The 22385-nt window shown below is 67.3% G+C and carries 20 protein-coding genes; 6 read left to right on the top strand and 14 right to left on the bottom strand.

Translation table 11 applies throughout. The features are described 5' to 3' along the window. Position 1 precedes the first annotated feature (1 nt). Together tcmP and ACIRG5_RS30050 are read right to left on the bottom strand one after the other, a co-directional pair. Entirely contained in the window at positions 2–1144 is a 1143-nt protein-coding gene (tcmP, locus tag ACIRG5_RS30055) for a three-Cys-motif partner protein TcmP (protein WP_402910637.1), read from the bottom strand. Between the two features lie 128 nt (positions 1145–1272). Beyond that, complete coding sequence (locus ACIRG5_RS30050; protein ID WP_402910634.1) at positions 1273–1608, bottom strand: hypothetical protein; 336 nt, start codon at positions 1606–1608, stop codon at positions 1273–1275. A 416-nt stretch (positions 1609–2024) separates the two neighbouring features. Between ACIRG5_RS30050 and ACIRG5_RS30045 the strand changes: the two genes are divergently transcribed. From ACIRG5_RS30045 to ACIRG5_RS30030, 4 genes are all read left to right on the top strand, one after another. After that, positions 2025–3452, top strand: coding sequence for an AAA family ATPase (locus ACIRG5_RS30045; RefSeq protein ID WP_402910632.1), 1428 nt, complete (start codon positions 2025–2027; stop codon positions 3450–3452). Beyond that, entirely contained in the window at positions 3449–6223 is a 2775-nt protein-coding gene (locus ACIRG5_RS30040) for a hypothetical protein (protein WP_402910629.1), read from the top strand. The genes ACIRG5_RS30045 and ACIRG5_RS30040 overlap by 4 nt, the downstream gene beginning before the upstream one ends. 2 nt (positions 6224–6225) lie before the next feature. After that, on the top strand, positions 6226–7593 hold the full coding sequence (locus tag ACIRG5_RS30035) for an esterase/lipase family protein (protein WP_402910626.1): 1368 nt from the start codon (positions 6226–6228) through the stop codon (positions 7591–7593). A gap of 645 nt (positions 7594–8238) precedes the next feature. Next, on the top strand, positions 8239–9342 hold the full coding sequence (locus ACIRG5_RS30030) for an MrcB family domain-containing protein (protein ID WP_402910625.1): 1104 nt from the start codon (positions 8239–8241) through the stop codon (positions 9340–9342). A 55-nt stretch (positions 9343–9397) separates the two neighbouring features. Here ACIRG5_RS30030 and ACIRG5_RS30025 read toward each other — a convergent pair whose 3' ends face one another. The 5 genes from ACIRG5_RS30025 to ACIRG5_RS30005 all read right to left on the bottom strand — a co-directional run bounded on the left by ACIRG5_RS30025 (position 9398) and on the right by ACIRG5_RS30005 (position 14415). Next, the gene (locus tag ACIRG5_RS30025) at positions 9398–10258 is read right to left on the bottom strand and encodes a tachylectin-related carbohydrate-binding protein (protein ID WP_402910622.1); all 861 of its coding nucleotides are present in this window, start codon (positions 10256–10258) and stop codon (positions 9398–9400) included. Positions 10259–10274: 16 nt separating this feature from the next. Then, positions 10275–11642, bottom strand: a complete 1368-nt coding sequence (locus ACIRG5_RS30020) for a hypothetical protein (protein ID WP_402910619.1) — start codon at positions 11640–11642, stop codon at positions 10275–10277. A 19-nt stretch (positions 11643–11661) separates the two neighbouring features. Next, positions 11662–12711 (bottom strand): hypothetical protein, encoded by a 1050-nt coding sequence (locus ACIRG5_RS30015; protein WP_402910617.1) that lies wholly within the window; start codon positions 12709–12711, stop codon positions 11662–11664. Positions 12712–12994: 283 nt separating this feature from the next. Beyond that, a complete protein-coding gene (locus ACIRG5_RS30010; RefSeq protein WP_402910615.1) occupies positions 12995–13678 on the bottom strand; it encodes an SDR family NAD(P)-dependent oxidoreductase in 684 nt (227 codons plus the stop codon). Beyond that, the gene (locus ACIRG5_RS30005; RefSeq protein ID WP_402910612.1) at positions 13675–14415 is read right to left on the bottom strand and encodes an inositol monophosphatase family protein; all 741 of its coding nucleotides are present in this window, start codon (positions 14413–14415) and stop codon (positions 13675–13677) included. The genes ACIRG5_RS30010 and ACIRG5_RS30005 overlap by 4 nt, the downstream gene beginning before the upstream one ends. A gap of 116 nt (positions 14416–14531) precedes the next feature. Between ACIRG5_RS30005 and ACIRG5_RS30000 the strand changes: the two genes are divergently transcribed. Then, positions 14532–15371, top strand: coding sequence for an SGNH/GDSL hydrolase family protein (locus ACIRG5_RS30000; RefSeq protein WP_402910609.1), 840 nt, complete (start codon positions 14532–14534; stop codon positions 15369–15371). A 40-nt stretch (positions 15372–15411) separates the two neighbouring features. Here ACIRG5_RS30000 and ACIRG5_RS29995 read toward each other — a convergent pair whose 3' ends face one another. The 6 genes from ACIRG5_RS29995 to pqqA form a co-directional block, all read right to left on the bottom strand. Further along, positions 15412–16557 carry a PucR family transcriptional regulator gene (locus ACIRG5_RS29995; protein WP_402910606.1) on the bottom strand — a complete coding sequence of 382 codons (1146 nt, stop codon included), beginning with the start codon at positions 16555–16557 and terminating at the stop codon, positions 15412–15414. A gap of 18 nt (positions 16558–16575) precedes the next feature. Continuing rightward, on the bottom strand, positions 16576–17457 hold the full coding sequence (pqqB, locus tag ACIRG5_RS29990) for a pyrroloquinoline quinone biosynthesis protein PqqB (protein ID WP_402910603.1): 882 nt from the start codon (positions 17455–17457) through the stop codon (positions 16576–16578). Beyond that, positions 17454–18533: a pyrroloquinoline quinone biosynthesis protein PqqE gene (gene pqqE / locus ACIRG5_RS29985; protein WP_402910600.1), complete on the bottom strand. Its 1080-nt coding sequence runs from the start codon at positions 18531–18533 to the stop codon at positions 17454–17456. The genes pqqB and pqqE overlap by 4 nt, the downstream gene beginning before the upstream one ends. Further along, positions 18526–18804 carry a pyrroloquinoline quinone biosynthesis peptide chaperone PqqD gene (gene pqqD, locus ACIRG5_RS29980; protein WP_319980320.1) on the bottom strand — a complete coding sequence of 93 codons (279 nt, stop codon included), beginning with the start codon at positions 18802–18804 and terminating at the stop codon, positions 18526–18528. The genes pqqE and pqqD overlap by 8 nt, the downstream gene beginning before the upstream one ends. Continuing rightward, positions 18801–19496, bottom strand: coding sequence for a pyrroloquinoline-quinone synthase PqqC (gene pqqC / locus ACIRG5_RS29975; RefSeq protein ID WP_093602629.1), 696 nt, complete (start codon positions 19494–19496; stop codon positions 18801–18803). The genes pqqD and pqqC overlap by 4 nt, the downstream gene beginning before the upstream one ends. An 88-nt stretch (positions 19497–19584) precedes the next feature. Then, positions 19585–19707: a pyrroloquinoline quinone precursor peptide PqqA gene (gene pqqA, locus ACIRG5_RS29970; protein ID WP_063758378.1), complete on the bottom strand. Its 123-nt coding sequence runs from the start codon at positions 19705–19707 to the stop codon at positions 19585–19587. Between the two features lie 290 nt (positions 19708–19997). On the opposite strand from pqqA, the gene ACIRG5_RS29965 reads away from it, so the two are divergent. Then, complete coding sequence (locus ACIRG5_RS29965; protein WP_402910595.1) at positions 19998–21032, top strand: PQQ-dependent sugar dehydrogenase; 1035 nt, start codon at positions 19998–20000, stop codon at positions 21030–21032. A 159-nt stretch (positions 21033–21191) separates the two neighbouring features. Here the strand turns inward: ACIRG5_RS29965 and ACIRG5_RS29960 are convergent, their stop codons facing one another. After that, on the bottom strand, positions 21192–22340 hold the full coding sequence (locus tag ACIRG5_RS29960; protein WP_402910592.1) for a polysaccharide deacetylase: 1149 nt from the start codon (positions 22338–22340) through the stop codon (positions 21192–21194). Positions 22341–22385 lie beyond the last annotated feature (45 nt).

The following is a 22385-nucleotide window of genomic DNA, read 5'->3' as shown; positions in this document are numbered from 1 at the left end:
TCTAGCCGATTAGCCAGTCTCGGAGTTGCTTCGGCTTCGCATCCACTGCGACACCCTCATCCTGTAATTCGCGCATCGCCTTGCGCACTGTCTTCTCCAGCGCGGTCCCGTAGAAGCCATCGAACACCGCTGTGGTGTGGTCGACCAGCTTCTGCCTGTGGCCCTGTGCCGCCAGGGCCCTGAGGTTGTCCTTGATCTTGAGCAGCGATGTCTCGGTCTCGGACTCGATCTGGTCTGCAACCATGTCGAAGAGCATGCCTTCGACTTCTTCGTCGCTGGGGCCTAGGGCGTCGAGCCACTTGTGGCGGGCTCTCGCAGCGGCGTCTGCGAAGACCCAAAGCCCGTAGTTCATCCTCGTGAGGAAGACGAGGTGGTACACGGGTTGGTGGTGTGCCTTACGGCGTACCGGGGCTACAACGGCCTTCATCCGACATGCCTTAGCGATGCGTCGTGCGTACTCGTCAACGACTGCCTCGGCGGCTGACTCCCAGTCAGGGGTGGGTGAGGCAGAGTGCGCCTTCAGCGCCGTTTCTTGCCACCACTCACCGCCACACATCGCGTTCATCACAGGTACCGCGTCGTGATCTGTGAGTCCCTTGGCGACCGCACCGGCAGCTCGGCGAGTCAGCTCTGCGCTGATGTTGAGCAGGGCTTCGGTCCGCGGCCAGTCGGTGCGTCGGTCATGACCAAGGATCTTGGTCAACGTGTCGAACGGGAGGTTCGCTCCGCACGGGTCGAGGAACAAGAACAGCGGTGCGCCGGTCGCCCGCGCAAGCACCTGCCGAATGTAGTCCTGGATGACTCCGTGGTTTGCCTCGACCGTGACACCCCGCTGTCGGTACTCGTCGGCGACGGATGCCAAGAGAGTGAAGTCCTTCTTGGACCGCTCGACGAGGAACACCTCAACCTTTGTTGAACTTCTCGCTGATTCGGCAGCACGAAGCAGATGCTCGGCCGACGCGGGTCGGCCGTCCTCGTAGCGGCCGCGGCCAGCGAAGCCGTCCAGTAGTACGGCGCGTCGGTCAGGCACCTTGGATGCGGTCATCACGGCAAATGGGATGACGTAGCCGTCGAGGATCGCGTGTTTGAAGACGGACTGCGCTTTCGGGGTGTCGAGCAAGCCAGACGACGTGCCCTTCGACATGGCGCACCACCTTCACCCGGAGTACAGGCCGTTGAACACCTCTTTGACCATGACACGACGTCGGCGGTCTGTCGTTCGATCCCGCAAGGGATCGCCCGACAAGTGCAACCGATGCGTCGATTACTTGCTCACACGTTCGAGTGGTTCTGAATCGTCGGTGCTGTGCAGCTGTTCTGGGCGCGGCCCTCTTCCTTCCAACGGCGGAGCAGTTTCTGGCCGTAGTTGTTGGTTCCGGCAACGTGATCGAGTTCGGCACCGCTTGGCCACCGGCCATGGGCGCGCTGCGTCTGGAAGTAGGCCCGCATCTGGTCTTCAGCGGTTGGCTCACGGGTCTGGGCCATGTCCGAGCCGTCGTACTGGAGCGCGAACGCCCGGCCGTGGAGAAACGACGCGTACACCGCGCCTACTGCAACCAGTCCGGTGCACGAGCATTGGATCCAAAGCGACCAGTCCTGGCGCTTCATCGGGCGCCACCGTTACAGCGCCGACGGCGATGCGTCATCGGAACGGTGGCGGATATCTGCAGTTCACGCCAGGTGCGTGCAGGGAAGGAAGTAGGGCGCACCGTGTTGGGGGCACTCCGTTTCACCTCAATTGATCATCGCTGACCTGGCAAGGCCCAGCCAGGCATGATCTTGTTGCCGTTGGTTTCCACGTTGCGAAACAGCTGGCCGTTCTCGATGGCTGGGCGATTGCGTCAGGTGACTGGCGAGGCATTCGTTATGCCATCCAGGTAGTGACGGTTGGGCCATTTGGGTAGTTGTGGATACCAATTGCCCCAGATGATCTTACGCAGCGTAACAACCCTTGTGATGTGTTCGACCTTGTCGGCACGCGACGAACGAGGTTGTTCGTCCGTGCGAAGGCAAGGGGGTGCGTCGTGGCCCAGCCGCCCAGCCGGTTCGTGGCCGTGGGAGTCGGTGCGTACACGCTGATGGACGTGCTCGAGTATCCGGTGCCCGGCATCACGGCCATCTGCGAGTACCTGAAGACCGCCGGTTTCGATGGCGAACCGCTGACCGACCCGGACGAAGCGACCGTGCGCGATCACCTGTCGCAGATCCGCAGCGCCATGCAGGACGACGGCGGCGTGCTGATCGTCATGTGGACCGGTCATGGCGTGCCTGCCGCCGGCGACCTGTTGCTGCTGACCACGGAACATCGCGGTGATGGCTCCAATGGCTTGTCCGCCAACGAGGTTGCCCGCAAATGCGCCTTCTCGGGTGCCAACCAGATGTTGCTCATCCTCGACGCGTGTCACTCCGGTCTGGCGGTGCACAACGCCGCGGCCGTCGTGTCCGCGGTCTTCAACGAAGTGCAGCCGCGAGGCGACCGGATGTGGGCCGGAGTGCTCGTGTCGTGCTCGGCTGCCGGGGAGGCGACGGCCGGGGTGTTCGGCGGGCGGCTCCACTCCCTGCTGAGCAACGGCCCTGACGCGGACAATCCCGAGCTGCACCGGACCTGGAACGAGCGCAACAGGATGATCCCCGGTGACGAGCTCGGCTACGCGCTGCTCGCCGACTGGAACAACGAGGACCAGGTGCCCCAGTTCGTCCAGGTCGGTCGCCCAGGTGAGCTGGTGATCAATCCTCGGCACGACCGCAACGCCCCTTCCCAGGTCGTCGAACACCTGCTCAACGCCGCGTACGGCACGCTCCTCAAGACCGACCGCCGAGCCTGGTTCACCGGCCGCACCACGGAGGTGAACCGGGTGGTGGACTGGGTCACCGCGGCCACCCCTGGTGTGTACGTCGTGACGGGGTCGGCAGGGACCGGGAAGTCCGCGATCCTCGGCCGGGTCGCCTGCATGTCCGACCCCAAGGAACGCGGGAAGCTGGTCGAGTTCAGCCCACCGCGGGAGCACCGCGATCCGGGTGAGAACTCGGTGCACGCCAACGTGCACGCCAGGGGCCTCAACGCGGACCGGATCGCCGACCTGCTCAGCACGCAGCTGGTGGCCGGGGAACACATCGATCCGCCACAGGGGGAACGCCGCAGCGCTGCCGAGCTCATCGGTGTGGTGCAACAACTTGCGCGGCCTCTTGTCCTGATGGTCGACGGTCTGGACGAGGCGCGCGGCGAGGCGTTCACGATCGCGGTCGCGCTGCTCACCCCGCTCGCCGGCTGCTGCACGGTGATTGTCTCGACCAGGGAGCTCAAACCCGTTAATGGCGGCAAACCGCTCGTGACCACCCTGGCCCCGCTGCACACCCTGGACCTCGACGAGCCGGAGTTCCAGGAGAGCGGTAAGCAGGCTCTGCGCGAGTACATCGCCGCCCGGTTGCTGGAGGACGGTGCGAGCCGATGAATCCCGAAGCCGTCGCGGCCTACATCGCCGAGAAGATGTCGCCAACGGAGAGCAAACCGTTCCTGCTCGCCCGCGTCGTCACCGACCAGCTCAGGGAACACCCGGTCGACACCGGAACGCCGAACTGGCAGGACAACGTCAACCTGTCCATCGAGAGCGCGTTCGAAGCGGACCTGCAGTGGGTCGATCCGGACGGTCTCGCCGAGCCGATGCTCACCGCACTCACCTGGGGCTACGGCGCGGGCTTCCCGGAAGAGGAGTGGATTGCCGTCGCCTCCGCTCTCGTGGGCCGCGAACTGGGCAGGGCCGATGTCACCAGGGTGCTGTACCAGTTAGGGCGGTACGTCATCCAGGACAGTGAGGTGGGGTACGCGGTGTACCGCATCGCGCACCAGACCCTCGCCGACCACCTCAGGCCCCCTTTTCGACCGGACGAGCGGAAACCGTTCGACCTGATGGCAGTGCGAGTGGCAGCCGCATTGACCGAGCGGTACGCGCTTCTGCTCGATTCGGGGCTTCCGCCGACCCAGCCCCGGTATCTGCTGAAGTACGTATGGCGGCACTGTGCGGCGGCCGGTCAGGAAGGCCTCGACGGGTTGCGTTCACTCTCCGGCCGCTCACCGCTGCTGATCCCGGACCTTGCGCTGGCCAGCGCACTCGTCGCCGAGATGTTCACGCGCGTACATCGACCCGCGGATGCCATCGAGCCGTTGCTGAGTGCAGTAGAGCTGTACGAAGTGCTGGCGAAATCGGGCGACCACGCGCATGCGGCCGACCGTGCGAATGCCCTGGACAGACTCGGTCTGTTGCACCGGGATGTCGGCGCGCCCCTACAGGCCGTCGACTACGGCCTTCGAGCGGTGCTGGCCTACCGCGAGCTGGTCGAGACCGGGTCGGTCGCGGTCACGGCGACCGACACGCTGACGAAGACACTCGCGTCGCTTCACGAACGGCCTGAGGTGGGCCTTGCTCAGCTCGAACCGCTGCGGAAACCCCTCTACGCATCAGGCGCCTTGTCGAAGGCGCGCGCTGCCGGCGGCCACCACACCTACCTGTCGCACCTCGGGGACGCGCTGGTGCACCTCAGTGATCACTACAGCAGCGCGGGCAAGCCGCTCGACGGGCATGGCTGTGCCGAGGAAGCGGTGGCGACGGTCCGCGGCCTCCGCACTAGTCAGGGATACCTCCCATTGCGCGCCAAGGCGTTCAGCACGCTCAGCAGGCGATGTGTCGAGATCGGGCAGTTGGAGGAGGCGGTGCGGGTGGCCCGATCAGCTGCGGTGGTCTACGGCCGGCTGGCATCGGCGAACACCGCCTACCGCACTGACCTGGCGAAGGTGTTGTCCGAGCTGAGCGCCACCTACCAGGACCTCGGAGATGCGCACAGCGCGCTCAGGTACGCGCGGCGGGCCGCGGACATCCAGCAACAGCTGGCGGACGACGACTCGACATACCGGCCGCAGCACGCCGCGACACTGATCAACCTGAGCAAGGCCCAGGTATCGAACAACAAACAGGGGGTAAGGCCCGCCCAAGAGGCAGTCCGGATCCTCACCGCTCTGGCGGTCGAGAACCCGGTGCACCGGCCGAGCCTCGCCGCGGCGCTGCTACACCTGAGCAGCTGCTACCCCACGGAGAACCGGCGAGGGCTGCGGGCCGCTCAGGATGCGGTCATGCAGTACCTGGATCTGGCGACGGAGAACGTCGTGTTCGTGCCGAGCCTCGGCGACGCATTGATCAGCCTCGAGCGGTACGACTCTCCTGATCTGGTTGCGGCCGCATGGGACCAGGCCCTGGGCGAGTTCCACGGCGACCACGCCGCGACCCTGTTGCTGAGGCGCTGCACCGCGGCCGAGCCCGGCGCGTTGCACACGATCCCCTGGTTCCTCGCGGCGTTGAACAACGCGACTAGCCACCCACTCGTCGCACAACTCCACGAAGTGGCTCGGAGGCACCATGACATCGGTCGTGACAGCTGGGAAAGACGGTGGCGCGAGCATGCACGCGAGCCTGCGCCCGCCTGGCTGACCGTCGACCGGACGCTGTTGCGGGAAGCGGTCGAATGGGTGTTCACGCCGACATACGTGACGGAGAAGCAGTACCTGGCCGACCATCCGCGCCTGCTCAAGGCGGAGGCGGACATCGCGGTGGCCGAGGCCGCGCTCCAGGTCGACGAACAGGAAGCCGAACGGCTGCAAGCGGTGCGGGCGAGCGCGAACGTCGTGGGGGTCATGGCTGCCTACGAGCCGGTCCTGTTGGCCGGCCTCGTCGACACGTTCATCGCCGCACCGGTCGAGGTGCAGCGGCAACTGCTGGCTGAACATCGTGACCAGCTGCGGAGCCCCGAGGCGCAGTCGTTGATCGGAAGTCGGTCGCAGGCGGACTCCCGCGTTCTCGCCGAACGCGCGATGAGCCTGATCGTGCTGTCGGAGGACGAGGAACTGCTCGACCTCGCGTTCCAGGCGCTTTTCCTGCCCGCGGAGTTCCCGCGGGTGATGCACGAGCTGGCGCTCAGCCCTGAGATCACCGGAGAAGCCCTCGGCTCGATGGCTGTGTGCGGCCTCAGCTCCGCCATGACCGAGAACGAGCAGTCGATCATGGCCTGCTACCTGGTCGTCGCCATCATCCTCAGCGGTGGCGAGAACGACGCCTGGCGCGTGGTCGACGCGACGAACGGGAAGGAGCGTGCGCTCTGGCGTTCGCTGATACCCGAGATCGCCCACGTGCATCCCGAGATCGAACGCATGCGGGACTGGTTGGGAGTGGGTTGACCATGAGCAATGACCTCGTAGTCGTGTTGCCTGGCATCCTCGGCAGCACATTGCGCAGCAGGGACGGCCTGGTGTGGGCACCGTCCTCCGGAGCCGTGCTCAATGCGATCAAGACGTTTGGCAGGAGCATCACCAGGCTTCGGGTGTCGGACGGTGTCGGGGACGGTCCGGCGGATGACGGGGTCGAGCCGGTCGCGCTCATGCCTGACTTCCACGTGCTGCCCGGCGTCTGGACGCCGTTGAAGGGCTACGACAAGCTCGTCGAGCGCCTTGAGAACATCGGCTTCACCGAGCGGGCGGGCAACCTGGTCCTGTTCCCGTACGACTGGCGACTGTCCAACCGATACAACGCGGGACGGCTGAAGTCGGTGGTGCAGAACGCACTCGGCCGACACCGCGAGCGGCATCCGAACGCGAAGGTCGTGTTCGTCTGCCATTCCATGGGAGGGCTGATCGCGCGGTGGTATATCGAGAAGTGCGGCGGTCACGAGGTCACCGCGAAACTGATCACTATCGGCACGCCGTACCGCGGCGCGGCCAAGGCTCTCGGCCAGCTCGTCAACGGCACGGACCTCAAGATCGACCGGCTGAGTGAGGACTTCACGAACTTCGCGAGGAGCATGCCGTCGCTGCATCAGCTCATGCCGGAGTACGCGTGCATCGAGGGCCCAGAGCACTATCTGCGCACGACCGAGGTCGACCTGCCTGACCTCAAGACACTGATGGTCGCCGACGCCATGAAGTTCCACCAGGAACTACATGCCGCCGAGAAGGCCAGGCAGGCGAGCCTCGACAGCACACACGCGATCCTCGGGGTCAGGCAGCCCACGGCGACCACGGCGCAGCTCGTTGGTGGGCGAATCATCCCGCTGCCCACCTACAACGGCGAAGAGCTGTTCGGTGATGCGACCGTGCCGTTGGTGGGTGGCGCGCGGCCGGACGTCGACCTCGACTCATCGCGGTTGAAGCGGGTTGTGGAGCAACACACCAGCCTTCAGGCCGACCGCGCGGTGCTGGACGAGATCGAGGGCATCATCACCGCGAAGAAGATCCAGGTGATGGGCGTCGCCGATACGAAACCGCGGGTCACCGTGCCCGACTTGATGATGTACCCGGAGAAGCTGCCGGTCAGCATCGACATGGACGAGAAAGAGCGGCGCGGCCTCAAGATCACCGTCAAGGACGAGCACGGTGCGGACGTACGGGTGCGGACGCCGAGGGTCACCTCCACCCACATCGAGACCGAGTTCGACGGTCTTGCACCCGGTGCGTACACGGTCACGGTGGGTGGGCTGGCGTTCGGATCGCCGGTTGTCCCGGTGACCGGTGGCGTGCTCGTGGTTGATCCGCAAGAGTTGATCGCGGACTGAGCAGACAGGTCAGCGACCTTACTCATTTGTAGTGACTGTCATCGCTGCCGGCATCCAGCGCACGTTGCCGGCGTAGCCGAGGTTCGGTCAGATCGCCGCGGTTATCGCATCAGCGCGTATCGGAGCGCGAATGCCCAACCGTGACGCGCACGCCGCGCCTAGCGCGACCAGTCCGGTGCACGCGCATTGAAGCCAGAGCGACCAGTCTTGGCGCTTCTGGGGACGCCACCGCTACGGCGTCGACGCCGATGCGTGATCGGAACGGTGGCAGATACCTGCAGTTCACGGCGGGTGCGCGTAAAGGAGGGACTAGTGCGTACCGTGTCGGGGGCACCAATGTTCACCTCGTACGGACCATCCGCTGACCAGGCACGACCCGGTCAGTGGATGATCTTGTAACTCCCGGTGACGCGCGGCCGCTGTCAGGTTTTCCGCGGTCATCTGTGCCCAAGTGGTGCCGTGGGTCAGCGGCCATCACTGCCTGTGCTGGTGATCACAACTGCGGTGGAACGTCGTTGGCGAGTTACGCGGTGCGAGTGCTGCCAACCCATTCAGGTAACACCCGGACGGGTTACATGCGATCTTGTGGTCACTGATAGTCCAACGGTCGGCCTCGGTCGTCGTGAGGGTGGTGGCCCGTTCCCCATGCGTGAGCTTCTGCGCGATGTCCTGCTGCTGCAGTCCGAGTGGACTTCCAAGAACACGCCCGCGATGGAGAAGCGCGGTCGGTTGATCCGGCACGACGTGGCGAGCTGGCTTCGCGAGCGGTTGCCCGCGATCGAACGTGCGGCGCCGGTCGAGATCGACGACTGGGACGTGGAGGCGAAGGACGCCACGGGAGCCAAGTCCGAGATCCCGTGGGCTCGGGTGCATTCGGTCGGTCGCTCGCCATCCGCGACCAGGGGGTGGTACGTCGTCTACCTGTTCGGGGCGCAGGGCGATCGCGTCTACCTGTCGCTGATGCAGGGCGCGACACGTTGGGAGAACAGCGGATTCCCCACCCGTCCCCGGCAGGAGCTTTGGCAGCGGGCGCAGTGGGCGCGAGACGTGCTGGCGACCCGGTTGCACGCACGCGCGGACCTCGTCGAGTCGATCGAGCTCAAGGCACGCAGGTCGAATCTGGGGCGGGCGTACGAGGACGGAAACGTCGTCGCGTTCGAGTACTCGTTGGAGGAGCTGCCTTCTGACGATGTGCTCGCCGACGACCTGGTATTCCTCGTCTCAGCCCTCAGCGAGTTGTACGAGCTCGTGGAACAGGCTGTCGACCTTCCCGGCGAGACGGCTCCCGAGATCGCCGACGCCGAGGTCGGGGCCGAGCGGCTGGCCGGAAAGGCGCGGCGAGGGCAGGGGCTTCGGCTCGACGCGTCGGAGCGCATCGCGATCGAACGTCGAGCTGTCGCCGTCGCGACGCGGTACCTCGTGGAGCAGGGATACAGCGTCAAGGACGTCGGGGCCACCAAGTCCTACGACCTTGACGCCCGACGAGCAGGCGAGCGGTTGTACGTCGAGGTCAAGGGCACGACGACGGCGTGGACGGCCAGCTCCGAGGTCATCTTGACCAGGAACGAGGTCGATCTTCACCGGCGTGAGCATCCGAACACCATGCTGCTGATCGTCAGCCGCATCGCGCTCGACCGCTCGGTCGCTCCGCCGGTGGCGTCGGGCGGCGTGCTTCGGGTGATTCACCCCTGGCAGGTCGAGGAACCCAACCTGACGCCGATGTCCTACCGGTACCTCGTCGGAGAGTGACGCGAAAAGGCCCGCCCTCAGCGCACAAGCCGAGGGCGGGCCCAAGTCGGGCAGGTCAGTTCTTCTTCACCTGGTTGAGCCGCGTGATCACGGCCCCGCCGTCCTGCATCCCGAACGAGTTGCAGGCGGTGTCCCAGGGGAAGCGGCTGCACGCGTTGCTCTGCACGACGACGTCCTGCTCGCTGTTCCACCCGTTGCCGATGATCTTGGCGTTCTTCCACGCGTTGGTCACCGGGTTGTAGCTGTACCAGAGCAGGTTGCCGTTGTTCTGGTTCACGGCGTAGAACGTCTCGCCGCCGGCCGAGCTGAAGTTCTTCAGGTTCTGCCACCCCGTCGTGACGGGGGAGGCCGGCGTGAACCACGTGGCGGTCGCGGCGGACCAGAAGTTGATGTAGTAACGGTACATCGCGCCGGCGGCGTTGCGCGCGTAGACCACGCCACGGCTCGTTGCGACGATCGCGTTGTACTGGGTCAGGCCCGTGGCGAGCAGGGCGCCCTGCACCGCCCACTGCTGGGTGGTGAAGTTGAAGTAGTGCGCCTTGAGGTTGCCCGCGGCGTCGAGGGTGTAGATGACGCCGTCCTCGTCCACCGAGATCCGGTAGCGGGTGTTCGCCGCGGTGTGCGACCAGCCCTGGCCGAGGACGAGGTACTGGCTTCCGTTGAGGTCGTCCCAACCGGTTCCGTTGTAGTGCAACAGTCTCAGCTCACCGGTGGTGGTGATGCTGAACATCCAGCCGCTCGGGCCCGCGAGTACGCGGCCCTGCCAGCCGGCGCCGACCTGGTAGCTCTGGCCCCAGGCGAAGGTGCCGGTGGTCGGTGTCATGTGCTCGAACAGGAAGAGGTCGCCGGTCGTGCCGCACGGGTAGACCGGAGTCAGGCCGTAGCGGGCCGACAGTGTGGTGCTGGGTCCTGGCATGTCTTCGATCCACCCCTCAGAGGTTCAGCATGGCTGTGCTGGCGTCGAGGACGACGCGCTCGGTCGTCCCTGGTGCGGCGGGGCCGCTCGGGCTGAACTTCAGCGGTGCGGGCCAGGGGTAGAAGGTCGTCCACGTGGCCTCGCCGGAGATCTCGGGGTTGTCGATCCAACCGGCTTCGTAACCCCAGCGCACCGCGCCGCCGTCCTGCAGGATGCCGTTGGCCGCCACGTAGCCCTCGGTCTCGTTGGCGTAGGCCATCACCCACAGATTGCCCGGGGTCTGGTTCCGCAGCTTCACCGCGTATTCCGAGAGAACCTCGTGCGACATCGCGAAGATGTTGAGGCCACCCATCTTCCAGCGCTGGATGGGCATCGGGAACACACGGGGAAGGCCCACGCCCGCGATCTCCTCGAGCATGACCTCGGCGTGGCGGTAGGCGAAGTCGCTCGGGGGGAGGTTGTCGAGCCGGTCGCTGTAGCTGTTGCGAGCGCGGATCACCGCGGCCGGGTCGCCGAGGTCCACGGTGAGCGGGAGGCTGAGCTCCTCGTAGTACGTGCTGATCGGGCCGGTGACGGCGGTCCAGCCGCCCGAGTTCACCATCGCCACGACCGCGTTGCCGAGGATCGTGCCGAGGTTCGTGACCTGGCCGGGGCTGTGCGGGTCGTTGGGTTCCTGGTCACCGGCGGCGCCCTGGAAGAACAGTGCCTGCACGCCGAGAGCGTTGCTGATCACGTCGGTGGCGGCACCGGGGAAGTCGCTGCAGAAGTACCTGTCGTTGCCCCGTGCCACGGCGTGGCAGGCGTATCCGAAGAGGACGGTGTGCAGGCCGTTGTCGCTCGTGCGGCGGGCGATCAGCGCGTTGATCGTGGAGAGGACGTTGGGCTCCCCGGTGCGGTTGTAGCCGATCGACGCGTTGCCTTCCTTGTACCACAACGTGACCTGCGTGCGGGCCATCGCGAGGGTCTGCTCCACGAGCTCGATCATCTGCGCGATGAAGACGTCGGTCGTGTCCTCGATCGCGCTGACGTCCGCGGGCGTGAGGCTCATCATCACGTAGGGATTCGGCCGTGTGGTGCCGATGAACGGGCCGGAGTGGGTGTGGCTGCAGATGATCAGGAAGTTGCCGTCGTGGTCGTCCACCAGCGGCGTCACGCCGGACCTGATCGCCTGGTGGACGTATCGCGGGATGCTGACGACGTCGATGCGGAGCATGACCTTGGGCCCGGCGCCGTCGTCGATGACGATGCACTGGGCGCGCAGCCTGCGGTCGACCAGGCCCTGGTTGCCGCGCGGCGCGCCGCCGTAGCCGGCCATCCAGAGGCTCGGGTAGGGCGGGTAGGCCGGGGTGTAGTCCAGGGTCTTCACGGACATGGAGATGGGCATCGTGGATTCCCTCCGGCGCTCAGGCGGTTTCGACGAACGCGACGGAGGTCGGCGTGTTCGAGTTGGGGGTCGACAGCGAGCTGTCCGGCTTGCCGGAGTCCGTGTCCGCTGAGATGACCTTGCGGTTCTTCTTGTCCAGCACGAACGCGCGCCCGCCGTCCTTGCTCATCGTCAGAGGACCGTTCGCCTTGCCGTTGCCCTCCTTGGTCCTGACCTTGTTGGAGTTGATGTTCACCGTCACCAGCTGGGAGTCGGTGGCGCGGCCCGTGTAGAGGCTCACCACCGCGAACGTCCCGTTCGGATGCACGGCCAGACCGCAGGGCACGCCTTCGAGCTCGGTCGAACCGGTCTTCCCGCCGCGCAGGTCGAACGTGATCAGCTCACGCGACGACGCCACGTACAGGCTCTTGCCCTTGGGGTCGATGGCGAGCTGCAACGCCGACTTCTCGGTCTTGAACGAACCCGACACGGCGTCCTTCGCGGTGTCGATGATCGTGATGCCCTTGGCCCGCTCGTCCCCGACGAACAGCTGCTTGCCGTCCGGCGTCAGCGCCAGCGTGCGCGGCAGCAGACCTGCCTTGATCAGCGCGCGCACCTCGCCGGTCGCCGTGTCGACCACGGCCACGTGGCCGCTGGAGCCCCCGGCGCCGCTGGACCCGGTCGCCACGTAGACGGTCCTGCCGTCCGGCGAGACGACGAGCTCGTTGGCGAACCCGCCGACCGCGACCTCGCTGGTCACCCGGCCGCCGTCGACGTCCACGACGCTCAGTCCCGGCCCGAAGACCGTCCCCACGTAAGCGCGCAGACCGTCGGGCGAACCCACGATCCCGTTCGGCTGGCCGTTGACGGCGACGATCCTCTGTTCGCCGGTCAGGCTCGGGTCGGTCAGCTGCAGGATCCCGTTGCCGAGCCGATCCACACTGCCGATCAGAAGCGTCTTGCGGCCGGCCGCGGGTGCCGCGTTGGCGGCTCCGGCGAACAGGCTGTGGCCGACGACGCCCACGGCGGCACCGCCGAGTGCGGCGGTCAGGAGCGTGCGTCGGGAAACTGCTCGGTACTCAGATGTCATGTCGTCCGTCCCCCTCTGGTCCAGTGCGACTGGTTGAGGTTTCGACGGGAAGGACGTGCCTGTTATCACTCTGGGTAGGCAAATTTTGACATGTGACCGAGTTGAGACATTTCATAGCCGATGGATACGGACCGTGTGCACTGAGTTACTTATCGCTTGTGACCTGGTTTTTTATCGCCTATCGATGAACACTTCCGGTGGGGTCTTTGTGCCCTGTCGGTTCTGTACGAACTGATGTAAAACGCGTGCGCGGCTACTTAGTGTGACACGAAGGTGACTGCGGTCACCAGGTCGGCCGTGCGGTCACTCCTCCGTCCACCACGAGGTCGTGCCCCGTGATCCACCGAGCCAGGCCGCTGGCCAGGAACACGCACGCGTCGCCGACGTCCTCCGGTGTGCCGAGACGGGTGAGCGGTGCCGCCGCACGCCACCGGGCAACGCCCTCCGGCCACTGCTCCTCGATGCCCGGCCGCGCGATCAGGCCGGGCGAGACCGTGTTGATCCGGATGCCACGCGGCCCGTACTCCAGCGCGGCCGCTCGCGCGTGCATGATCAGACCGGCCTTCGAGGCCGCGTAGTGCGCGTGGCCGGGAGCGGGTCGAGTGCCCTCGATCGACGCGATGTGCGTGACGGAGCCGCCGACCGGGAGGTGCGCCACAGCGGCCTGGGTGACGGCGAACGGGGCCGTCAGGTTGACGTCCACGACGAACCGCCACTGCTCGGGAGTCATGTCCGGCAACGGTTCCACGGGTTGGACGCCGGCGTTGTTGACCACCGCGTCCAGCCTGCCGTGCCGCGCGACGACGTCGTCGACCACGCGCTGAGCCGACGTGCGCAGGTCGCCGTCCTCGACGCCCCGGTGGCGGACGACGCGGGCGCCCGCGGCCTCGAACCGGAGCGCGATGCCGGTGCCGATGGGGCCGCCGGTGCCGGTGACGAGCACGACCTTGCCGCTGAGATCGATCACGAGACGATGCCTTCCATTCGTTCGGCCAGCCAGCCGACGATCTCACCCCGGCCGGCGACGAAACCGTTCGTGCCGATCTCGCGGAACTCCCCGCCCGCCTCGCGGACCAGGACCGCGCCCGCCGCGACGTCCCACGGGTGGATGCCGATGTTCGCCGCCGCGTCCGCCCTGCCCGTCGCGACCCACGCGAGCGACAGGGCCGTCGAGTAGACGCGGCGCACGTCCGCAACAGCGAGAAGATCGCTCAGGAGTTCCATCTCGCCCTGGTACGGGCTGCCGGGCAACGGGATGTCGGTCAGCACCAGCGGCCGCGGGCTCGTGCCGGGCGGGATCGTGAGGCCCGTCGAGGTGACGCGGAACGGGACGCCGACGGCCGCCGTGAACAGCTCGTCGCGGAACGGGTCGAGCACGCAGCCCGCGACCAGCGAGCCCTCGACGGCGGCCGCGACCGAGATGCACGACAACGGGATGCCGCGCACGAAGTTCCGCGTGCCGTCGATCGGGTCGACGTACCAGGTGAGCGGGGCGGACGAGCTGCCCAGCTCCTCACCGACAACGGCCGAGCCGGGAGCACCGGAGACCAGGGCGGCCCGCAGGAACGCCTCCACCTCCAGATCGGCCGTGCTGACCTGGTCGAAAGTGCCCTTCGACGACACGTCGACGCGCATGTCGCGCAGCAGTTTGGCGCCGTCCACGCAGGACTGCGCGGCCAACGTCAGGAGTTCCCCAGGAGTCACGGACCCATTGTGATCGGTCACAAACACGACCGGATGACTCTGGGCAACGTCCCACCCGCACAAGTGACCTGAGCCACCACGATGAGCAGACCTGACAACGGCGTTGGAGGATCGGAATGCGAATCGTGGCCGGGTTGGCTGTCGTGGCGATGTTGGTCGCCGGAACAAGTACCGCGCAGGCGGACACCCTCGACTACGTGGCCCTGGGCGACTCGGCGGCGGCCGGTCCGCTGATCCCGAACCAGGACCCGGCCCTGTGGTGCCTGCGCAGCGATCACAACTACCCGCAGATCGTCGCGAATCTGCTCGGCGCGACGCTCACCGACGTCACGTGCTCGGGTGCGAAGACCGACGACTTCGCGGGCCGCCAGTTCGGGTTCGTCAAGCCGCAGTACGACGCGCTCAAGCCCACCACCGACCTGGTGTCGATCACGATCGGCGGCAACGACGTCGGCCTCGTGCAGACCGCCCTGGGCTGCATCAACCTGCTCCCGGAACCAGTGGGTCTGTCCTGCAGGGACCGGCTGACGGCAGGCGGCGACAAGGTGGCCGCGGACATCGCCAAGTGGGCGCCCGAGTTCGGCGCCGCCCTCGACGAGGTCAAGCGCCGGGCACCGCACGCCAAGATCCTCGTCACCGGCTACGGCACCTACATCCGCCCCGGCGGCTGCTACCCGGTCCAGCCGATCTGGGCGCGCGACAGCGACTACCTGCAGGCCTCGGTGAACCTGCTCAGCACCACTGCCAAGGCCGAGGCGGAGAAGCGCGGCGCGACCTACGTGGACCTCGCGGCGGTCAGCGTCGGCCACGACACGTGCGCCAAGCCCGCGGACCGCTACCTGGAGGGCCTGATCCCGACGACGATCGCGGCGCCCCTGCACCCGAACGCGGCCGGCATGAAGGCCTTCGGCACCGCGGTGGCGAAGGCAACTGATCTTGTCGGACCCGCTGCGTAGGTTATGACGCAGGGGTTCCCAGCCAGGGGGTACCCCTGCGTCAGCTCGCCCTCCGCGCCGCCAGCGCCGCCGCGAGCAGCGTGACGTGCTCGATCCGCGTCGGATCCAGCCCGGTCAGCTCCGCGACCCGCCGCAACCGGTAGTCCACGGTGTTCGGATGCACGTGCAGCTCCGAAGCGGCCGGCCGCCGAGACCCGCGTCGCAGATAGACCTCCAGCGTCTGCACGAGTTCCTCGGTCAGCGGCCCGACGATCGCCGCCAACGGTCCGAGGGCCGCGCTCGGCCGGGACAGCTGGTACTCCAGCAACACGTCGGCGAGCCGGTAGAGGCCCGGACCCGACCGCACCGCGACGGCCAGGACCTCGCGCGCCAGGACCGCGGCGGCCGCGACCTCGGAGGGTGAGGCCGCGACCGCCGCCACCGTCACCGGCGTCCCCGCCGAACGCGTCACGTCCGCGACGATCCGTTCCAGCGGCGGGTCCTCACCCGGCAGCAACGCGAGACCGCCATCGGGCGTGAGCGACGACAGCACCGGCTCGCGGCTGTGCCGTTCCAGCTCGGTCCGCAGGCGGCGCAGCTTCCGCCGCCCGGCGACCGCCGCGTCCACCCCGTCCAGCAGCTCGTCCGGATGCGGCGGGATGTGCAGCGCCAGCACGACGTACGGCCCTGACGCCTCAACGGTTCCGGAGAGCAGACCGGTCAGCAGCGTCGCACGCGCCGAGCGTTCGTCGTCGAACATCGTCTGCCGCTCGTCGAGGTACCCGGCGCTCACCACGGGCGTCACGAGCTGCAGGTACCGCAGCGCCAACGCGTTCAGCGCGAGCACGTCCGAGACCTCCTCGGGACGCGCCTCGGGCACCAGCGTCTCCCACACGACCTGGATGCCCACGTGGTACGCCGTGAGCACCACGTCGATCGGCACGCCCTCCTCGGCCCGCCGCGCCGCCGACTCGCGCAGGAACCGCAGTTCGTCGGCCGAGGGCAACTCACCGGTGGCCAGCACGGCCGCGAACGCGCGCAGGGCGTGCTCGGTGACGCGGAAGATGTCGCCGTCGAGCTCCTCCGCGGGCAGCTGGGCGTACGCGGGCACGCGCTCCACCAGCGAGGCGATCACCTGCCGCACGAACGACGGCATCTCCGCGACGAGTCGCGCTGCCAGCGGCCGGCCACCGATCACGTAGGACATCCGGTGATTGTGGCCGATCTACAGCTCGATCACCGTGCCGTCCAACGGAACCTCGACACCGGCCTCGCGGACCTTCGAGAACTCCGGCGACGACGGGTCGAGCACCGGGTTGGTGTTGTTGAGGTGCGTGTAGATGCGCCGCACGGACGGGAACCGCCGCAGCTCGGGCAGGCTCGCGGACATCGGCAGGTGACCCATCGCCGCCTGGCCGGACGAGCTGCCGGTCGCCGAACCCATCTCCGAGGCCGCGTAGAACGTGCCGTCCAGCAGCACGCAGTCGGCCCCGGCCACCACCTCGTCGAAACCGGAGGGCCACGACGCCAGACAGGGCGCGTAGACCAGCACACCGCCGGAGACGAGATCCTCGAACCGGTACGCGACCACCCAGTGCCCGTCCACAGTGGACGAACGGGCGTACTTCGGTCGCTTGCCGCTGATCGGGATCGCCGACACGCGCATCCCGCCGAGCGAGAACGACTGGTCGGCCTCGACCTGACGCCACGCCACCGGCGCATAGCCGTCGATCACCGTGCGCAGGTCGAACTGGTCCTGCAACGCGTGCAGGACCGGGCCGGGAGCCCACACCGTCAGGCCCGCGCCCCCTCGCAGGGTCAGCAGCCCGAGGGTGTGGTCGAGCTCCGCGTCGGTGAACAGGGCGCCGCGCAACGGGGTGTCGCGCGCGCCAGGTCCGGGGTTGAGGAACGAGCACGTGGCGATCTGCGTCCGGATGTCCGGCGAGGCGTTGACCAGCCACCAGTCCGTGCCGTTGCCGCTGATCGCCAGGCAGTCCTGGGATCGCGACGGCAACGCGCCGGAACGAGCGCGCACGCACAGGGCGCACGCGCAGTTCCACTGCGGGAAACCGCCACCTGCCGTCGTGCCGAGCAGAACCGCCTTCACCGCATCTTCCTCATCGCCATCGCGGGCAACTCGACCGGTGCCATCTCGGTCTCCAGGATCAGGTCCACAGTGGACCGTGCAGGGGACAGGGAACACACGGGATCAGTCGCGGCGGCGTCGCCGGTCAGCTGGAACGCCTGACAGCGGCACCCGCCGAAGTCGATCTCCTTGCGAGGGCACGAGCGGCACGGGTCCCGCATCCACTCGAACCCGCGGAAGGCGTTGAACGACGGCGAGTCGTGCCAGATGTCGTGCAACGAGGAGTCGCGCACGTTCTCGATCGTCAGCGACGAGATCACCGTGGCGGCGGGACAGGGGAGCACGTCGCCGTTCGGTGCCACCGTCAGCTGCCGCGCGCCCCACCCGTACATGCAGGGTTTCGGGTGGGCCTCGTGGTAGTCCGCGATGACGTAGACGATCTCCATCCGTCCGCGCAGGCGTTCCTGCGCCGCGGCCACGATCGGATCGGCGATGGCGAGCTGTTCGCGAGTGGGCAGCAGCACCGCGCGATTGCGCAGCGCCCAGCCGTAGTACTGGGTGTTGGCGAGCTCCAGACGCTCGGCGCCCATCTGTTCCGCCATCGCGATGATGCCGGCGATGTTGTCGAGGTTCTGCCGGTGCAGCACGGTGTTGACCGTCAGCGGCAGGCCCTCGTCGAGAACGTGGGCCGCGGCCTCGATCTTCCGGTCGAACGCCTTGATGCCCGCGATCCTGTCGTTCCCGGCGCGAGTCGCGTCCTGAAGAGAGAGCTGCACGTGATCGACACCCAGGGAAGCCAGCTCCCGCAACCGATCGCGCGAGAGACCGACTCCCGACGTGACGAGGTTGACGTAGCAGCCGAGGCTGTTCGCGTGTGCCACCAACTCGGGCAGGTCCGGCCGCAGCAGCGGTTCGCCGCCCGACAGGTGGATCTGCAGGCAGCCCAGCGACCGGGCCTGGTCGAACACCCGCCGCCAGTCCTCGGTCGACAGCTCGGCGTCGCGCCGCACCAGCTCCAGCGGGTTCGAGCAGTAGCCGCACTGCAACGGGCACCGGTGCGTCAGCTCGGCCAGCAGGCCGAAAGGAGCCTCAGCCATCGACGTCCACCACCCTTCGTTCGACCATGCGGGCGACCAGCGAAGCGATGTCCTCGGGCTCGACACCGTCGTACTCGTCCGCCAGCACGACGGCGATGTCCCCGACGGATCGGACGCCGTCACACAGCGCCACAACGGAAGCCGCGGTCTCGTTCAGCACCAGCACGCCCTCGGGGAACAGCACGACGTGCGCCTCCCGGATCTGGTCGTAGGTGCACTTCACGCCACGCCGGATCCGCGGCACCGCGTCCAGCGCGACGGCGGTCGTCACGGCCTGCCCTTGCCCGAGTAGTAGTCGACGGCGTCCAGCACGGCCCGCAGCACGTCGCACTTGAACGACAGCGCGTCGACAGCGGCCAGCTGCTGTTCGCGGGTGAGCGAATGGGCGACGACGATGTCCACAGTGGCCTGTCCTTCCCCTGCGACCGCCTGGATGCGGTTGGTGAAGTACGCGAAGCCCTCCTCGGCGATCCACGGGTACTGCTCCCGCAACGCCGCCAAACGCTTGCGCATCAACGCCCCCGAGAACATCTCGGTGAGGCCGGAGGCGATGGCCTCCACCCACGGCTTGGTGCGCGCGAAGTTCACGTAGGCGTCGACGGCGAAACGCGTGCCGGGCAGCACGTGGCGTTCGTCGAGCACCTCCTCCCGCGTCAGCCCCACGGCTTCCGCGAGGCGGATCCAGTTCTCCGCACCGCCCTCGCCCGGCTGCGTGCCGTCGTGCCAGACGATCCGCTCCCGCCACTGACGGCGAATTTCCGGCGACGGGCAGTTCGACAGGATCGCGGCGTCCTTCTGCGCGATGCAGCGCTGGTAGTACCAGCGGTTCGCGGCCCAGGCCTGCAACTCGTGCTTGCTCAACTGACCGGCGTGCATGCGCAGGTGGAACGGATGGCTGTCCCAGTACCGGGGTGCGAGGGCGCGCAGCTCGGCGACGAACTCCGCGGGAGAGACGGCAGTCATGGTCGGAAACTCCTCGGTCTACCACGAACGACGCGCGGGAGCCGGGGTTCCCGGCGCGAGCTGGGGAACCCCGGCGCGAAGCCTGACGTCAGCTGCGAGCCGCGTAGGCGGTGACCTCCATCGGCGTCTCGAAGTCGCGGAAGTCCGGCTTGACCCACTCGCGCCTGACCTCGGGAAGCTTGGTCTCGGTGGTGGTGACGGCAACGTTCATGGCGCAACTCCTCGGGTGTCCTGCCCGCAAGCCCGGGGTGGGCGAGCAAGCGCTTTCCGTGGGGGCGCGGCGGCTGACCACACGGTAGGTGGTCAGGCCAGGCACGGTCTAGACCGTACATAAAGTTCCCTGAAGTCATCGGGTGGATCGCGGCGTTTCACCTGCTCGGAGTCGGTGCGTGTGCCGGAACATCGGGTCACCGTTGCGGGTGCCTGCGATCTGTGATTGCGTAAATACGCCCTGCAACACCGCCGCCGCCCTAATCCACGAGCGGACCCGAAGGAGAGCACATGCGTGCTCGTCGTATCGCAGCCGTGGCGGCCTGCACTGCCGTGGCCGCGTCCCTCTGCGTGATGCCCGCCTCTGCCCAGGACGATCCCTCCGTCCTGGCCGAACGGACACTCGCCACGAAGCTGGACATCCCGTGGGACATCGAGTTCCTGCCGGACGGCAGTGGCATCTTCACCGAGCGGGACACCAGGAAGATCAAGAAGATCAAGGGCACGACCGTGACCGAACTGGACACGGTGGAACAGGCCCAGACGACCGGCGGTGAGGGCGGACTGCTCGGCCTCGCCGTGTCGAAGAGCTTCGCGACCGACAACTCGGTCTTCATCTACTACTCGACGGCGAGCGACAACCGCGTCGCCAAGTTGCAGCTCGGCGGTACACCGCAGCCGATCGTGACCGGAATCCCCAAGAACCGCTACCACAACGGCGGCGGCCTCGAATGGGGGCCGGACGGCTTCCTGTGGGCCACCACGGGCGACGGCCAGAACACCGCCAACGCGCAGAACTGGAACTCGTTGGGCGGCAAGGTTCTCCGCTTCGACACCGCGGGCAAGCCCGCTGCCGGCAACCCTCGCGCCGGCAGTGTGGTCTACTCGATCGGTCACCGCAACGTCCAGGGCATCACCTGGATCGGGAACACCGCGTACGCCACGGAGTTCGGCAACAACACGACCGACGAGATCAACCGGATCGAGGCCGGCAAGAACTACGGCTGGCCGACGTGTGAGGGCAACTGCAACACCGCGGGCATGACGAACCCCGTCAAGACGTGGTCCACCAGCCAGGCCGGTCCGACCGGCATCGCCTACTACAAGAACGCCCTGTACGTCGGCGCGGTCACCGGCAAGCGAGTGTGGAAGATCCCGGTGAACGGCACCACGCTCGGCACTCCGCAGGCGGTGTTCACCGGCTACGGCCGGGTGCGCGCGGTGACCACGGCGCCGGACGGCACGCTGTGGCTCGGAACGTCCAATCAGGACGCCAACGGCTCGCCGGGCGCGAACGACGACCGGATCATCTCCACCGACGGCTAGTGGTGTGGCTCGGAACGTTGCCGGGGGAATTCGCGGTCAGACGGGTGCGTCGTGGTGCCGCCCCCACGTCCTCGTACTGGTTGTACGGGGGCGTGGGGGCGGTGCCGCGAGGTGCCCTGCTGAGCGTGGATCACCTCGCCGACGTTCCGTGACGCGCCACTAGTTTCGGGCGGCGGGCATCCGGCGGAGCTGGTCCAGCACCGCCGGATCCTGCAGCTGCATCCACTGGATCACCTCGGTGTAGGTGGCGCACACCGTCTCCGGCTTGTCGCACACGAACTCCATGAACTGCTCCATCGCCGTCGAGAACGCGTTGCCGTTCCACTCGTTGAAGTGGTTGCCGACGACGATCGGCGCGCGGTTGCCGTTCAACGCGGCCTGGTGCACCGACTTGTAGGTGTCGAGGACGATCTGGGCGAAGTCGGCCGCGCGCTCCGGCTGTTCCTTGGCCTGGTTGAGCGAGTACCAGAGGTTGAAGTCCATCATCACGACCTGCTTGCCCAGCCCGGGCACGCGCACCTCGGGCATCGGGAACTCGTACAGTCCGTTCTGGACGGTCGGCCACTGCACGCCGAGAGCGACCTTGCTGGTGTCGTAGACGAGCCCGTGCGAGGCCATCGCGGGGAAAGCCTGGTCCCAGTTGCCTTCCAGGCACGGCGTCCGTCCACCTCGGACGGCGTCGGCGGGCAGGTTGAGGCCGGCGGCGCGTGACTTGTCCACGATCTGCTTGAACTGGTCGAGCTCCGCGTTCCAGGCCGCCGTGTCCCACTTGTCGACCGACGGCTGGGAGCCGTTCGAGCAGAAGTGGCCGTTGTAGTGCGTGCCGATCTCGTGGCCGTCGGCGATCACCTGGTTCAGGTAGCCGATGCGGGCGGTGATGTCCTGCCTGGTGCCGCCGAACGAGATGTCGGACAGGCCGCGCTTGAGTCCGGCGGGTGGCTGGTACTGGACGCCTTCCTGGTCCGCCAGCATGTAGACGCCGGACAGCAGGCCGGTGACGTGCGCGTTCTTGGCTTTCGCGATCGGCAGGATCTTGTCCCAGTGCTGCTTCGACACCGCGCCGTCGAAGGAGAAGAGCACGAACTGCGGGGGCTTCTCACCGGGCGCGAGCTTGTGCATCCACGACAGCTTCTGCATCTGTTCCTGGGTGGCCGCGGGCACGGTCGGCGTCGGCCCCGCGTCCTTGGGAGCGGGCAGTCTCGGTGCCATCGGCAACGGGCCGGAGTCCGCCTGAGGCGTCTGCTCCTTGTGCGACCCCAGGGTCATCACCATCGCCAGAACCAGCCCCAGAGCCAGGCCCGTGGTCAACCATCCCCACCGCTTCACACATTAGGAGACGACTGATCACCCGAA

Source organism: Lentzea sp. NPDC102401 (genome assembly GCF_044765805.1).
Lineage (GTDB): Bacteria > Actinomycetota > Actinomycetes > Mycobacteriales > Pseudonocardiaceae > Lentzea > Lentzea sokolovensis.
The sequence above is the reverse complement of the archived record's forward strand: the minus strand, read 5'-3'. Positions and strand labels throughout refer to the sequence as shown.